This is a genomic window from Amycolatopsis mongoliensis (genome assembly GCF_030285665.1).
GTDB classification, from domain to species: domain Bacteria; phylum Actinomycetota; class Actinomycetes; order Mycobacteriales; family Pseudonocardiaceae; genus Amycolatopsis; species Amycolatopsis mongoliensis.
The window spans coordinates 1,108,354-1,123,704 of record NZ_CP127295.1; the positions used below are offsets into that span (position 1 = coordinate 1,108,354).

The window sequence follows — 15,351 nt, forward strand, 5'->3', positions numbered from 1 at the left end:
CCTCAGCCCTCCGAGGTCGAGAGCAGCTTCAGGTCCGCGCCCGCGGCTTCGAACTTCCCCCGCGGATCCGCCACCAGCTTGCGGCGCTCCAGGTCCATCAGCCCCAGCGTGCAGGTGATCTCCGCGGCCAGGGTCCCGTCCGCCTTGAAGATGTTCGAGTCCATCGAGAACGTCTTGCCGCTGCCGAACTTGACGTCGCACGTCACGTCGACCTCGTCGCCCGCGCGTAGCTCGCGGCGGAACACCACGTGCGTCTCCAGCAGCACCGACGCGAGCTTCGCCTTCACGAAGTTCTCGAGCCCGCCGGCCGCTTCGAGCAGCTCGAGTCTCGAGACCTCGCCGTAGGAGTGGTAGACGGCGTGGTTGAGGTGGCCCAGGGTGTCCAACTCGTAGTGCCGGACCTTGATCCGGGTCCGGAACGGCTCGCGCTCAGTCACGCACCCCACTGTAAGCGACCGCTCAGGCCTCGTAGAACAGGTGCTCCACCACGGTGTGCGCCCTCCGGGTGATGCGACGGTACGTGTCCAGGAACTCGCCGGGGTCGTCGGCCGCCGTCTGGCCCAGCACCCGGGCCACCGCCGCCAGGTCGCGGCCCGACCCCGGGACCTCGTCGACCGCCTTGCCGCGCACCAGCATCCCCGCGTTGCGCACCCTCGTGGCCAGCAGCCACGCCTCCCGCAGCGAGTCCGCTTCGGACTGCTCGGCCAAGCCCGCTTCCGGCAGGCGGGCCAGCGCGTCCAGCGTCGACGTCGTCCGCAGTCCCGGCACCGAGTGCGCGTGCTGCAGCTGCAGCAGCTGGACCGTCCACTCGACGTCGGCGAGGCCGCCGCGCCCGAGTTTCGTGTGGCGCGTCGGGTCGGCTCCGCGGGGCATCCGCTCGGTCTCGACGCGCGCCTTGATGCGGCGGATCTCGCGGGCTTTCGTCGCGTCCAGGCCACCCTCGGGGTAGCGGATCGGGTCGATCATCGCGATGAAGCGCTCGCCGAGGTCGTCGTCCCCCGCGACGAACCGGGCGCGCAGCAACGCCTGCGCCTCCCACACCTCGCCCCAGCGCGCGTAGTACGTGCGGTACGACTCCAGCGTCCGCACCAGCGGTCCGCTCCGCCCCTCCGGGCGCAGGTCGGCGTCGACCTCCAGGGCCGGGTCCGAGCTCGGCGCGCCCAGCATCTTCCGGACGGTCTCCGCGACCGACGAAGCGAACTTCACGGCGTCGGCGTCCGAAACCCCTTCGGACGCCTCGCACACGAAGAGGACGTCGGCATCGGAGCCGTAGCCGAGTTCGGCACCGCCGAGCCGGCCCATCCCGATCACGGCGATGCGCGCCGGCGTGCGGCCCAGCTCCGCCTGGCGCTGCCGGAACGCCGCGGCCAGCGCCCCCTGCAGCACCGCGACCCAGACGCTGGACAGCGCTTCGCACACCGCGGGCACGTCGAGCAGGCCGAGCAGGTCGGCGCAGGCGATCCGCAACAGCTCGTGGCGCCGCAGCGAACGCGCGGCGGCGACGGCGGCGTTCAACCCGGGCTGGCGCCGGACGGCGGCCCGCAGCGACTTCGCCACCTCGGCGGGTGTGCGGCCGAGCAGCCGGGCCGGGTCGCCGAGCAGCCGCAGCACCTCCGGCGCGCGGACGAGCAGGTCGGGCACGAGCCGGGACGTGCCGAGCAGGGCGGCCAGGTTCTCCACGACCGTGCCCTCGTCGCGCAGGACCCGCAGGTACCACGGGGTGTCTTCGAGCGCCTCGGACACCTTCCGGTACGACAGCAGCCCGCCGTCGGGGTCGGGGGTGTCGGCCAGGAGGTCGAGCAGCACCGGCAGCAGCGCCTGCTGGATCGCGGCGCGCCGCGAGACGCCGGAGGTGAGGGCCTTGATGTGCTGGAGCGCGCCGTCGGGGGCGGTGTAGCCGAGCGCGGCCAGCCGGCTGGCCGCCTGTTTGGTGGTCAGGCGCAGCGCCTCGGTCGGCACGTTCGCGACGGACTGCAGCAGCGGCCGGTAGAAGATCTTCTCGTGCAGACGGCGGATGCCCTTGCCGTGCTTGCGGAACTCGGCCAGCAGCGCCTCGCCCTGGCTCTTCCCGCCACTCGCCTTGATCCCGCTGGCCCGCGCCAGGATCCGCAGCTCGTCGGTGTCCGTCGTGGCGGGGAACAGGTGCGTCCGGCGCAGCCGCCGCAGCTGCAGCCGGTGCTCGATGGTCCGCAGGAACTCGTAGGACGCGCCCAGCTCGGCCGCGTCCTGGCGGCCGACGTAGCCGCCTTCGCCGAGCGCGGCGAGCGCGTCCATCGTGGACGGCGAGCGCAGGTCGGCGTCGACGCGGCCGTGCACGAGCTGCAGCAGCTGCACGGCGAACTCGACGTCACGCAGCCCGCCGCGGCCCAGCTTGAGCTCGCGCTCGGCGTGTTCGGACGGCACGTGCCCCTCGACGCGGCGGCGCATCTGCTGCACCTCGCCGACGAAGTTCTCCCGGTCGGCCGCCGACCACACCAGCGGGGCGACCATCTCGGCGTACTGCTGCCCCAGCTCGGCGTCGCCCGCCACCGGGCGTGCCTTGAGCAGCGCCTGGAACTCCCAGGTCTTGGCCCACTTCTGGTAGTAGCCCTGGTGACTCTCCAGGGTGCGCACGAGCGCGCCTGCCTTGCCTTCGGGGCGCAGTGCGGCGTCGACCTCGAAACACGCCTTCCCGACGACCCGCATGGTCGTGCTGGCCAGCCGCGTCGCGGTGCCGAGGTCGCCCGCGCCGACGAAGATGACGTCGACGTCGCTGACGTAGTTGAGCTCCCGGCCGCCGCACTTGCCCATGGCGATGATCGCCAGGGTGCCCTCGGCGGACGCGCCGACCTCCGCTTCGGCAACGGTGAGCCCGGCGGCGAGCGCGGCCTCGGCCAGCTCGGTCAGCTGCGCCGCGACCTCGGCGTAGTGCGGGTGCTCGAGCCCGGCCTCGACGAGGTGGCCCAGGTCCGCGGCGGCGATGCCGAGCAGCTGGCCGCGGTAGGCGATCTTGAGGGCCTGCTCGGCTTCGAGCCCGGTGAGCACCGAACCGTCGTCCCGCACGAGTGACGCGCCCAGGTTTTCGCGGTAGCAGGCGGAGTCCGTGCACTTGTCGCCGGTGAGCGACTGCCACTGCTCCGGGTTCGCGGCGAGGAAGTCGGCCAGCGCGCTCGACGTCCCGAGCACGCTGAGGAAGCGGCCGCGGAAGGTCCGGTTGGCGCGCAACTGGTCTTCGAGCCGGGTCCACTCGCCGTCGTCGGCCTCGCGGATGCGGTCGATCCCGCGCAGCGCGAGATCCGGGTCCGCGGTCCGGGACAACGCCGAGAGCACGTCGCCGGCGGCCTCGAGCGGGCCCGCGTCGTCCCACCAGCCGGCCGCGCGCAACTGACCCTCGGCACGGGCATCGGTGAAGCCGTACCTCGCCGCCGAAGCGGTCGATCGCGCGCGGTCTGCCATCACGAACCACCGTATCCCGGGCGGGCGGGATCAGGCGGCGAGCCGGCCCGGTTCGGTCCCGGCGGGCGTCGGCTCGGGCACCTGGAAGCTGTGCGCGGTGACGGGGTGACGACGGGAAAGCAGCCAGATCCCGGCCCCCACACCGATCCCGACGACGCCGACGGCGATGGTGCCCGCGGTGCCGAGCGAGGCGATCTTGCCGGACACCGCACCGACGATCGCGGCGGCGGGCAGCGTGAAGAGCCACGCGATGACCATCCGGCCCGCCATCCGCCAGCGCACCGGCGCCTCCCGGCGGCCGACGCCGGAGCCGACGATCCCGCCGGAGCACACGTGCGTCGTCGAAAGCGGGAAGCCCAGCCGCGACGAGATCAGGATGACCAGCGCCGAGCTCGTCTGGGCGGCGAAGCCCTGCGGGCCCTCGATGTCGGTGAGGCCCTTGCCGAGGGTGTGGGTGATGCGCCAGCCGCCGAGGTACGTGCCGAGAGCGAGGGCGCAGGCCGCACTGATGATCACCCAGACGGGTGGCGACGCGCCCGCGGGCAGGCTGCCGGCGCTGACGAGCGTGAGCGTGATGACACCCATGGTCTTCTGCGCGTCGTTGGTGCCGTGGGCGAGGGACACGAGCGACGCCGAGACGACCTGGCCGACCTTGAACCCGCGCGTGGCCGGGCGGCCGCGGACGAGGAACCGGTAGACGAGGTACGTCGCGATCATCGCCACGACGCCGGCGATCACCGGGCTCGCGGCGGCGGGGACCAGCACCTTCTCGACGATCTTTCCGAAGTGGACCGAGTCGGTCCCCGCCGAAACCCAGGTGGCGCCGATCAGGCCGCCGAACAGGGCGTGCGACGAGCTCGACGGCAGGCCGACGAACCACGTCACGAGGTTCCAGACGATCGCGCCGATCAGCCCGCCGAAGACGATCGACGGGCCGATCTTCGTGTCGTCCACCAAGCCGCTGGAGATCGTCTTGGCGACCTCCACCGACAGGAACGCGCCGACCAGGTTCAGCACCGCGGAGATCGCGACGGCCACCCGGGGCCTGAGGGCCCCGGTCGCGATCGACGTGGCCATCGAGTTCGCGGTGTCGTGGAACCCGTTCGTGAAATCGAAAACCAAGGCCGTGACGACGACGATCACGACCAGCAACGAGGGCTCCACCCCGACCTCCGAACCCTTGTGGGGACTCCTTCCGCAAGGTACCTGAAGGGTGACGCCTGGCGTTAACAGGCTGTTGCTGATTGTGATCCCAGGCGTTAAGCCAGCGGCAATGAGCGTTGACTGTCGGCGGCGGGCTCGAGTTCTCCGGCGGCCAACCGGACGAACCGCTGCGCGAACGGGCGCCAGGTTTCCTCGATGTCGGCGTGCACGGCGGTCAACGCGTCGTGCTCGAGTGAGCCCGGACGGGCGAATTCCGCCATCTCGGGCTCGTCGGCGGCCCAGCTCTCGACGATGGCGGGCGTCGTCTCGATGTGGAACTGGACACCGTAGACACAACGGTTGAACCGGAAGGCCTGGTGCAGGTAGCGCGGTGCGGACGCGAGCAGCTCGGCGCCGGGCGGGAGCCGGGTGATCGCGTCGTTGTGGAACTGCAGCACGTCCTGCATGAGCGGCAGCTCGGCGAAGAGCGGGTCGGTCCACGCCGCGTCCTTCTTCGCGACGAGGTGCGGACCGACCTCGGGCCCGTCCCGCCCGACCTCGACGCGTCCCCCGGTCGCGACGGCCAGCAGCTGGGCGCCGAGGCAGATCCCCAGCGTCGGCCGCTTCCGGATCGCCGCCTTGGCCAGCAACCGCCGGACGTCGGCGAGCCACGGGTGCTTCACGTCGTCCTCCGCGGCCATGCCGCCGCCGAGGCAGACGACGCCGCGATAGGCGTCGAGGTCGTCGGGCAGGTCGTCCTTCGGCGGCAGCCGGACGTCGAGCTCCGCGCCGGCGTCGGTGAGCCAGTCGCCGAGGGGGCCGAGCGGGTCCGACGCGTCCGGCTGGATGATGAGCAGTCGTGTCACGCTTTTCAGGGTAGGTGGCTCAGCAGGCGCAGCGGATCTCGCCTGTTTCTCCCGCGCCCTCGACGGGGTGGCCGGCAGCGATCCAGGCGGTGATGCCGCCGGAGAGCCGTTTCACCTTGAACCCGAGCTCGGCGAGCTTGAGCGCGCCTTTGGTGGCGGCGTTGCAGTGGATGCTCTCGCAGTAGCAGACGTAGACGAGGTCCCGATCGAGGTGCTGGGTGCTCTCCGCCGTCATGTCCTTGTACGGGAGGTTGATCGCGCCGGGGATGCGAGCTTGGGCGTAGGCCTCTTCGGCCCGCGTCTCGACGACGACGTAGCCGTCGGTGCGGCCGGCGTCGAGGTCCCGGACGAGATCGTCGGGATCGACCTCGAAGGCGAGTTCGGCGCCGAAGTACTTCGTGGCCGCTTCCGGCGCCGGGGCGGGGACGGTGAGCGTACGTGCGGTGGTCATGCCTTGAATCCTGCTGGTCCCGGGGCCCCGGACACAGGGCAGAATCGGGGTGGAAGCCCGGGCCGGCCGGGGATTTCCCTGTTCTGGCCCTGCTCACCCGGGAGAGTTGCGGTGGATCTCGACGACGTCGACTGGCACCTGCTGGAGCTCCTCCAGGCGGACGGCCGGCTCAGTTTTTCGGAGCTCGGCCGCCGGGTCTCGCTGTCGGGTTCGGCGGTGACCGAGCGGGTCCGCCGTCTCGAGGAGCGCGGGGTGATCACCGGCTACGCGGCGAGTATCGACACGTCGAAGCTGGGATTGCCGATCGAGGCGTTGGTGCGGGCGCGGGTGCGGAGTCTGGACACGCCCCGGTTCCGGACGGCGGTGTTGCCGCTGCCGCAGGTCGTCTCGGCGGACCACGTCACCGGTGAGGAGTGCTGGATCCTGCGGGTCCTGTGCCGGGACACCGCGGAACTGGAGGGGTTGGTCGAGAAGGTGCAGCGGTACGGGGAGACCACGACGTCGCTGGTGTTGTCGAGTCCGTTGCGGAGCCGGCCGGTGCCTCGGCCGCGTCCGGTTTGAGGCTTCACGGGCGATTGGTGGGGCTGTCTGTCGTCGGCCGGGTCCGGCGCTGGCGTGATCCGGGCCGTCATTCACGTGATCAGAGACGTGACTCGCGCGATTGAGGGCGGAACTCGCGTGATCGGCAGGCCGACTCACGTGATTGCAGGGTCGACTCGCGTGATTGAACCGACGACACACCTACCCAGATGGTTGGCTCGCGTGCCTGAACGGTCGGCCAGCAGTGACCAGGACCGCCATCCCCGTGATCCAGGACGTGACTCGCGTGAGTGAAGCCGGAACTCGCCCACCCGGACAGGTCGGGGGGGGGAGTGGGTGCGGGCATGAGAAAAGGCCCCGGGAGAACCAAAGTTCTCAACCGGGGCCTTCCCCAACATAAGTTCGGCGGTGTCCTACTCTCCCACAACCCTTCGGTTGCAGTACCATCGGCGCTGTCAGGCTTAGCTTCCGGGTTCGGAATGGGACCGGGCGTTTCCCTGACGCTAAAACCACCGAAACACTACGAAACAACCACACCCCCCACAAACACGAGGGCCGTGTGGTGTTTCAGAACCGTAGAGTGGATGCGTAACACCTTCGTAGACAAGTCCTCGGCCTATTAGTACCAGTCAACTCGACAACACATCACTGTGCTTCCATTTCTGGCCTATCAACCCAATGGTCTCTTGGGAGCCTTAACCCACAAAGGGTGGGATACCTCATCTTGGAACAGGCTTCCCGCTTAGATGCCTTCAGCGGTTATCCCTTCCGAACGTGGCCAACCAGCCATGCCCCTGGCGGAACAACTGGCACACCAGAGGTTCGTCCGTCCCGGTCCTCTCGTACTAGGGACAGCCTTCCTCAAGTATCCTACGCGCGCGGCGGATAGGGACCGAACTGTCTCACGACGTTCTAAACCCAGCTCGCGTGCCGCTTTAATGGGCGAACAGCCCAACCCTTGGGACCTACTCCGGCCCCAGGATGCGACGAGCCGACATCGAGGTGCCAAACCATGCCGTCGATATGGACTCTTGGGCAAGATCAGCCTGTTATCCCCGGGGTACCTTTTATCCGTTGAGCGACACCCCTTCCACCAGGAGGTGCCGGATCACTAGTCCCGACTTTCGTCCCTGCTCGACATGTCTGTCTCACAGTCAAGCTCCCTTGTGCACTTGCACTCAACACCTGATTGCCAACCAGGCTGAGGGAACCTTTGGGCGCCTCCGTTACTCTTTAGGAGGCAACCGCCCCAGTTAAACTACCCATCAGGCACTGTCCCTGAACCAGATCATGGCCCGAGGTTCAGATTCCCAATTCGACCAGAGTGGTATTTCAACAACGACTCCACAGTAACTAGCGTCACCGCTTCACAGTCTCCCACCTATCCTACACAAGCCGAACCGAAAACCAATACCAAACTATAGTAAAGGTCCCGGGGTCTTTCCGTCCTGCCGCGCGTAACGAGCATCTTTACTCGTAGTGCAATTTCGCCGGGCCTGTGGTTGAGACAGCCGGAAAGTCGTTACGCCATTCGTGCAGGTCGGAACTTACCCGACAAGGAATTTCGCTACCTTAGGATGGTTATAGTTACCACCGCCGTTTACTGGCGCTTAAATTCTCAGCTTCGCCCCAAAAGGCTAACCGGTCCTCTTAACGTTCCAGCACCGGGCAGGCGTCAGTCCATATACATCGTCTTGCGACTTCGCATGGACCTGTGTTTTTAGTAAACAGTCGCTTTCCGCTGGTCTCTGCGGCCACCCACCCCTAGTCCGCAAGGGACTTCAAGGTGTTTGGCCCCCCTTCTCCCGAAGTTACGGGGGCATTTTGCCGAGTTCCTTAACCACAGTTCACCCGATCGCCTTGGTATTCTCTACCTGACCACCTGTGTTGGTTTGGGGTACGGGCCGTGCATGCACTCACTAGAGGCTTTTCTCGGCAGCATAGGATCACTCTACTTCGCCTCAAACGGCTACGCATCACGTCTCAGGATATATAGCTGGCGGATTTGCCTACCAACTTCCCTACACGCTTACACCAGTACTACCACTCACTGGCGGAGCTACCTTCCTGCGTCACCCCATCGCTTGACTACTACGAAATCAGGTCCCACGCTCCACAATGCCAACTAGGCCCGAAGGCTTCGCCGGCACGCTTCGGGTGGTTAGTATCAAACGCCTCGTCATGGGCGCACATGCTCGGGTACGGGAATATCAACCCGTTGTCCATCGACTACGCCTGTCGGCCTCGCCTTAGGTCCCGACTTACCCTGGGCGGATTAGCCTGGCCCAGGAACCCTTGGTCATCCGGCGGCAGAGTTTCTCACTCTGCATTCGCTACTCATGCCTGCATTCTCACTCCCACACCCTCCACGACTGGCTTCCGCCGCCGCTTCCCTGGATGCAGGACGCTCCCCTACCCATCCACACCACTAGACAAGAGACTCAAGGCCTCAAGCCGATGTATTGCATGAATGACACAGCTTCGGCGGTGTGCTTAAGCCCCGCTACATTGTCGGCGCAGGACCACTTGACCAGTGAGCTATTACGCACTCTTTCAAGGGTGGCTGCTTCTAAGCCAACCTCCTGGTTGTCTGGGCAATCCCACATCCTTTCCCACTGAGCACACACTTAGGGGCCTTAGCTGGTGTTCTGGGCTGTTTCCCTCTCGACGACGAAGCTTATCCCCCGCCGTCTCACTGCCACACTCTCACACCACGGTATTCGGAGTTTGGTTGATTTCGGTAACCCGGTAAGGCCCCTAGACCATCCAGTAGCTCTACCCCCGTGGTGAAACATGTGACGCTGCACCTAAATGCATTTCGGGGAGAACCAGCTATCACGGAGTTTGATTGGCCTTTCACCCCTACCCACAGCTCATCCCCTCAGTTTTCAACCTAAGTGGGTTCGGGCCTCCACGACGTCTTACCGTCGCTTCACCCTGGCCATGGGTAGATCACTCCGCTTCGGGTCTAGACCACGCGACTCAATCGCCCTATTCAGACTCGCTTTCGCTACGGCTACCCCACACGGGTTAACCTCGCCACGCAGCACTAACTCGCAGGCTCATTCTTCAAAAGGCACGCCATCACCCAAAGGCTCTGACGGCTTGTAGGCACACGGTTTCAGGTACTCTTTCACTCCCCTCCCGGGGTACTTTTCATCTTTCCCTCACGGTACTCGTCCGCTATCGGTCTTCAGGAAGTATTTAGGCTTACCGGGTGGTCCCGGCAGATTCACAGCAAATTCCACGAGCTCGCTGCTACTCGGGAACACCAAACAAACAATCAACGACATGTTTTCGCGTACGGGGCTCTCACCCACTCCGGCCCGCCATCCCAAGCGGTTCCACTAACATACGTGACCATTCCGAGGACTGTCAGATCCTCGACGCTGGGTCCCACAACACCGCACATACAACGCCTGACAGCTTGACATATACACGGTTTAGCCTCTTCCGCTTTCGCTCGCCACTACTCACGGAATCACGGTTGTTTTCTCTTCCTACGGGTACTGAGATGTTTCACTTCCCCGCGTTCCCTCCACACACCCTATATATTCAGGTGCGGGTAACACCACATCACTGGTGCTGGGTTTCCCCATTCGGAAATCCTCGGATCACAGCTCGGTTGACAGCTCCCCGAGGCTTATCGCAGCCTCCTACGTCCTTCATCGGCTCCTGAAGCCAAGACATCCACCATGTGCCCTTAACAACTTGACCACAAAGATGCTCGCATCCACTCTACAGTTCTCAAACACCACACCAGAAACAAACAACGTTCCAGGGCTATGCTCTAGCCCTGAGGCGTGTTGCCTCAGGACCCAACAGTGTGCTTCATGAACAACTTGCCCTCCAGGCGCCGGCCCTTCGTTCCACGACCGCAAGCGGTCAGTACTAGACGAGGCATTGCCAACCAGAACAAGCCATAACCAGTAGTTCCACAATTCCTTGAGCAACCGGAACAAGCACACATTCGGCACTTGAGTTCCAGCCACCCCACCACGGTAGTTCCGGGAATCCCGGCCGAGTGGATGTGTTGTGCTCCTTAGAAAGGAGGTGATCCAGCCGCACCTTCCGGTACGGCTACCTTGTTACGACTTCGTCCCAATCGCCAGTCCCACCTTCGACCACTCCCTCCCTTGCGGGTTGGGCCATGGGCTTCGGGTGTTACCGACTTTCATGACGTGACGGGCGGTGTGTACAAGGCCCGGGAACGTATTCACCGCAGCGTTGCTGATCTGCGATTACTAGCGACTCCGACTTCACGCAGTCGAGTTGCAGACTGCGATCCGAACTGAGACCGGCTTTAAGGGATTCGCTCCACCTCGCGGTATCGCAGCCCTCTGTACCAGCCATTGTAGCATGTGTGAAGCCCTGGACATAAGGGGCATGATGACTTGACGTCATCCCCACCTTCCTCCGAGTTGACCCCGGCAGTCTCCCACGAGTCCCCGCCATAACGCGCTGGCAACGTAGGATAAGGGTTGCGCTCGTTGCGGGACTTAACCCAACATCTCACGACACGAGCTGACGACAGCCATGCACCACCTGTACACCAACCACAAGGGAAGCCCCATCTCTGGGGATGTCTGGCGCATGTCAAGCCCAGGTAAGGTTCTTCGCGTTGCATCGAATTAATCCACATGCTCCGCCGCTTGTGCGGGCCCCCGTCAATTCCTTTGAGTTTTAGCCTTGCGGCCGTACTCCCCAGGCGGGGCGCTTAATGCGTTAGCTACGGCACGGACAACGTGGAATGTCGCCCACACCTAGCGCCCAACGTTTACAGCGTGGACTACCAGGGTATCTAATCCTGTTCGCTCCCCACGCTTTCGCTCCTCAGCGTCAGTATCGGCCCAGAGACCCGCCTTCGCCACCGGTGTTCCTCCTGATATCTGCGCATTTCACCGCTACACCAGGAATTCCAGTCTCCCCTACCGAACTCAAGTCTGCCCGTATCGACCGCACGCTCCACGTTAAGCGTGGAGATTTCACGGCCGACGCGACAAACCGCCTACGAGCTCTTTACGCCCAATAAATCCGGACAACGCTTGCACCCTACGTATTACCGCGGCTGCTGGCACGTAGTTAGCCGGTGCTTCTTATCCAGGTACCGTCACTTGCGCTTCGTCCCTGGCGAAAGAGGTTTACAACCCGAAGGCCGTCATCCCTCACGCGGCGTCGCTGCATCAGGCTTGCGCCCATTGTGCAATATTCCCCACTGCTGCCTCCCGTAGGAGTCTGGGCCGTGTCTCAGTCCCAGTGTGGCCGGTCACCCTCTCAGGCCGGCTACCCGTCGTCGCCTTGGTAGGCCATTACCCCACCAACAAGCTGATAGGCCGCGGGTTCATCCTGCACCGCCGGAACTTTCAACAACACTTCATGCGAAGCGTTGTGATATCCGGTATTAGACCTCGTTTCCAAGGCTTATCCCAGAGTGCAGGGCAGATTACCCACGTGTTACTCACCCGTTCGCCACTCATCCCCACCCGAAAGTGGTTCAGCGTTCGACTTGCATGTGTTAAGCACGCCGCCAGCGTTCGTCCTGAGCCAGGATCAAACTCTCCAACAATGAATAGTTTGATCGAGACTATTTCTCAATCTAGATTTTCTCAAAGGAACCTCATACGAGGTTTCATATAAGCTCTACTGGCTTAGTTCACTAGCACACTGTTGAGTTCTCAAGCAACACACTCCGAATCCACCCGCTTTATCAGCGGCTAAATCCTCGGCAGTTGTTCCAAGCGATATTCAAAGCTTTTGGTCGAGCATGCCTCAGCCTACGCTGTTAGTCGTAGGGATTCGGCGGCCGCTCGTGGGCCGACGCTGAACATTACCCGGTCCGATCCGCGGTGTCAACCCGCTCGGCCCGGCCGGATCTTCGGGGCTTGAGGCCCCGGGGCGACCCGGTGTTCCTGGCGACGAAGAGAAGATTACATGCCCCGAAACCGGTCCCGAACAGGGGGGGCACTTAATGCCATTGCCGCAGGTCAGAGCGTGTACGCAGGGCTACGACGGCAAGGACGGCAGGTAGCTCGGCGAGACCCGCGCCGGCGCGACCCGTTCGAAGTCGGCCGCGAGCGCGAGCATCCGGGCGTCCGACCACCGCGCACCCATGAACGAGATGCCCACCGGGAGGGGTCCGGCGAACCCCGCCGGCACCGTCACGTCCGGGTAGCCGGCGACCGCGGCCGGCGTCGACGACGGGATGACGTCGTCGTCCCCCATCGCGCAGTCGGTCTTCCACGCGGGCGGGTTCGTCGGCGACGCGATCGCGTCGAGCTGGTACTTCGCCAGCGTCTCGTCGAGGGACCGGCGGGCGAGGTCCGAAAGCTCGGCGCGGCCGGCGAGGTAGCCGGGGTCGGTCGGCGGCGGTGCGGCCAGTGCCTGCTCGAACAGCTCCTGGCCGGCGAAGCACGTCCGCTCCAGCGGGTCGGCGCGGTTGTAGGCGATCAGCCCGGCCAGGTTCCGCGGGCCGCGCGGGCGCGTCGCGAGGTACGCGTCGATGTCGCGGTGGAACTCGGTGAGCAGCGCCGGGAACTCCAGTTCACCGAGCCGCGCCTGGTACGGCGGAGTCACCTCGACGACCGTCGCACCGGCCTTGACCAGGGAGTTCCGCGCGGACGTCATGATCGCGTCGGTGTCCGGGCCGAGCACCGGCAGCCGCCACAGCCCGATCCGCGCACCGCGCAGCACGCCCGGCCGAAGCAGCTTCGCGTAGTCCGTGGGCTGCGAGTCCGGGTACTGCGCGGTGGCCGGGTCCGCGGGGTCCCGCCCCTGCAGGACCGACAGCGTCAAGGCGACGTCGACGACGTTGCGCGCGATCGGCCCGGCGGTGTCCTGCTCGGCGGAGATCGGCACCACCCCGGTGCGGCTGACCAGGCCGAGGCTCGGCTTGTGCCCGACCGTCGCCGTCATCCCCGCGGGGCAGACGATCGAGCCGTCGGTCTCGCTGCCGATCGCCACCTGGGCCAGCGACGCGGCGACGCCGGCCGCGGAGCCGGCGGACGACCCGCACGGGTTGTGGTCCAGCACGTACGGGTTGTTCGTCTGCCCGCCGACGCCCGACCAGCCGGACGTCGGCTTCGCGGCGCGGAAGTTCGCCCATTCGGAGAGGTTCGCCTTGCCGAGGATGACGGCTCCGGCGTTGCGGAGCCGCGTTATCAGCGTCGCGTCCTTCGCGGGGTGGCTGCGCAGGGCGCGCGACCCCGCCGTCGTCCACTGGTCGCGCGTGTCGACGTTGTCCTTGACCAGCACCGGGATGCCGTCGAGCGGGCCGCGAAGGTGGTGCGCCCGACGTCTCGCGTCGCTCGAAGCGGCCTGGCTCAACGCCGCCGGGTTCAGCGCCAGGACGGCGTTGACCTTGCCGTCGATCCGGCGGATCCGCTCGAGATAAGTGCTGGTCAGGCCGACCGCGGTGAGCCCGCCGGACGCCATCCGCGCCTGCAGCGCCGGGATGTCGGCCGCGTCGAGGTCGAACTTCGGGGAAGACGCCGAAGCCACCGGTGCTCCCGCGACGAGCGCGAGTGCGGCGGCCAGGATCGCGAGGACCACCGGCCGCCGCCCCATCAGAGCACCGGGAGGAGCGTTCGGAGTTCGTACGGGGTGACCGCGCTGCGGTAGTTGTCCCACTCCACGCGCTTGTTCCGGAGGAAGAAGTCGTAGACGTGCTCGCCGAGCGCTTCCGGCAGGAGCTCGGACTTCTCCATCTCGGCCAGCGCCTCCCCCAGGTTCTGCGGCAGCTGGGAGTACCCGGCGGCGCGCCGCTCGGCGTCGCTCAACTGCCAGATGTTGTCCTCGGCGGGTGGCGGCAGCTCGTAACCCTTCTCGATCCCCTTGAGCCCGGCGGCCAGGATGACCGAGTACGCCAGGTACGGGTTGCACGCCGAGTCCAGGGTACGGATCTCCACCCGGCGGGATGACGCCTTTCCGGGTGAATACATCGGGACGCGGACGAGCGCCGAGCGGTTCGCGCGGCCCCACGAGACGGTCGTCGGGGCCTCACTGCCGCTGATCAGGCGTTTGTAGGAGTTCACCCACTGGTTGGTGACCGCGGAGATCTCCTTGGCGTGGTGCAGCACGCCGGCGACGAAGGCCTTGCCGGTCTCCGAAAGCTCGTGCGGGTCCTCGGCGTCGTAGAAGGCGTTGCGGTCGCCTTCGAACAGGCTGACGTGGGTGTGCATCCCCGAGCCGGGCTGGTCGGTGAACGGCTTGGGCATGAACGTCGCGCGCACGCCCTGGGTCAGCGCGACCTCCTTGACGACGTAGCGGAACGTCATCACGTTGTCGGCCATCGTCAGCGCATCGGCGTAGCGGAGGTCGATCTCCTGCTGGCCCGGTGCCCCTTCGTGGTGGCTGAACTCGACCGAGATGCCCATCGCCTCGAGGGTCTCGATGGCGTGGCGGCGGAAGTGCGTCGCCGTGGCGTGGCTGGCCTGGTCGAAGTAGCCGCCGTTGTCCGCGGGCTCCGGCTCGCTGCCGTCGTCGGGCATGGTCGAGAGCAGGAAGAACTCGATCTCGGGGTGGACATAGCAGGTGAAGCCGGCTTCGGCCGCCTTCGACAGCTGGCGGCGCAGGACGTGCCGGGGGTCGGCCCACGACGGCGAGCCGTCCGGCATCGCGATGTCGCAGAACATGCGGGCCGAGTACGGGCCGCCGTCGGGGGTTTCCCACGGCAAGACCTGGAACGTGGCCGGATCGGGCTTGGCGACCATGTCCGATTCGTAGACGCGCGCGAAGCCCTCGATGGCCGAGCCGTCGAAGCCGATGCCGTCGTTGAACGCGCCTTCGAGCTCCGCCGGCGCGACCGCGACGGACTTGAGGAACCCCAGCACATCGGTGAACCAGAGACGGACGAAACGGATGTCGCGCTCCTCGAGCGTGCGGAGCACGAATTCCTGCTGGCGATCCATGGCCGCACCC

The 15,351-nt window shown here is 65.8% G+C and carries 8 protein-coding genes and 3 rRNA genes; 1 reads left to right on the plus strand and 10 read right to left on the minus strand.

Features of this window, described 5'->3' with window-relative positions; genetic code table 11:
- Positions 1–2 precede the first annotated feature (2 nt).
- The 5 genes from QRX60_RS05125 to QRX60_RS05145 all read right to left on the minus strand — a co-directional run bounded on the left by QRX60_RS05125 (position 3) and on the right by QRX60_RS05145 (position 5,895).
- Positions 3–437, minus strand: coding sequence for an acyl-CoA thioesterase (locus QRX60_RS05125; RefSeq protein ID WP_285999647.1), 435 nt, complete (start codon positions 435–437; stop codon positions 3–5).
- Positions 438–459: 22 nt separating this feature from the next.
- Positions 460–3,435: a bifunctional [glutamine synthetase] adenylyltransferase/[glutamine synthetase]-adenylyl-L-tyrosine phosphorylase gene (locus QRX60_RS05130; protein ID WP_285999648.1), complete on the minus strand. Its 2,976-nt coding sequence runs from the start codon at positions 3,433–3,435 to the stop codon at positions 460–462.
- A gap of 30 nt (positions 3,436–3,465) precedes the next feature.
- On the minus strand, positions 3,466–4,599 hold the full coding sequence (locus QRX60_RS05135) for an inorganic phosphate transporter (RefSeq protein ID WP_285999649.1): 1,134 nt from the start codon (positions 4,597–4,599) through the stop codon (positions 3,466–3,468).
- 95 nt (positions 4,600–4,694) lie between these two features.
- On the minus strand, positions 4,695–5,444 hold the full coding sequence (locus QRX60_RS05140) for a type 1 glutamine amidotransferase (RefSeq protein WP_285999650.1): 750 nt from the start codon (positions 5,442–5,444) through the stop codon (positions 4,695–4,697).
- A 19-nt stretch (positions 5,445–5,463) separates the two neighbouring features.
- On the minus strand, positions 5,464–5,895 hold the full coding sequence (locus QRX60_RS05145; RefSeq protein WP_285999651.1) for a rhodanese-like domain-containing protein: 432 nt from the start codon (positions 5,893–5,895) through the stop codon (positions 5,464–5,466).
- Between the two features lie 111 nt (positions 5,896–6,006).
- On the opposite strand from QRX60_RS05145, the gene QRX60_RS05150 reads away from it, so the two are divergent.
- A complete protein-coding gene (locus QRX60_RS05150; protein ID WP_285999652.1) occupies positions 6,007–6,456 on the plus strand; it encodes an Lrp/AsnC family transcriptional regulator in 450 nt (149 codons plus the stop codon).
- A gap of 379 nt (positions 6,457–6,835) precedes the next feature.
- On the opposite strand, the gene rrf is transcribed toward QRX60_RS05150, so the two are convergent.
- The 5 genes from rrf to glnA all read right to left on the minus strand — a co-directional run bounded on the left by rrf (position 6,836) and on the right by glnA (position 15,341).
- A 5S ribosomal RNA gene (gene rrf / locus QRX60_RS05155) occupies positions 6,836–6,952 on the minus strand.
- 82 nt (positions 6,953–7,034) lie between these two features.
- A 23S ribosomal RNA gene (locus QRX60_RS05160) occupies positions 7,035–10,152 on the minus strand.
- 329 nt (positions 10,153–10,481) lie between these two features.
- Positions 10,482–12,001 (minus strand): 16S ribosomal RNA (locus QRX60_RS05165).
- Together the 16S, 23S and 5S rRNA genes form the textbook arrangement of a ribosomal RNA operon.
- A gap of 437 nt (positions 12,002–12,438) precedes the next feature.
- Positions 12,439–13,998, minus strand: coding sequence for an amidase (locus QRX60_RS05170; protein ID WP_285999653.1), 1,560 nt, complete (start codon positions 13,996–13,998; stop codon positions 12,439–12,441).
- Complete coding sequence (gene glnA / locus QRX60_RS05175; protein WP_285999654.1) at positions 13,998–15,341, minus strand: type I glutamate--ammonia ligase; 1,344 nt, start codon at positions 15,339–15,341, stop codon at positions 13,998–14,000. Before glnA ends, QRX60_RS05170 begins: the two co-directional genes overlap by 1 nt.
- Between the last annotated feature and the right edge of the window lie 10 nt (positions 15,342–15,351).

Excerpts from the sequence above, each read along its gene's own strand:
- QRX60_RS05145 (WP_285999651.1), bottom strand. The coding sequence starts at position 5,895 with ATGACCACCGCACGTACGCTCACCGTCCCCGCCCCGGCGCCGGAAGCG.
- glnA (WP_285999654.1), bottom strand. The coding sequence starts at position 15,341 with ATGGATCGCCAGCAGGAATTCGTGCTCCGCACGCTCGAGGAGCGCGAC.
- QRX60_RS05170 (WP_285999653.1), bottom strand. The coding sequence starts at position 13,998 with ATGGGGCGGCGGCCGGTGGTCCTCGCGATCCTGGCCGCCGCACTCGCG.
- QRX60_RS05130 (WP_285999648.1), bottom strand. The coding sequence starts at position 3,435 with ATGGCAGACCGCGCGCGATCGACCGCTTCGGCGGCGAGGTACGGCTTC.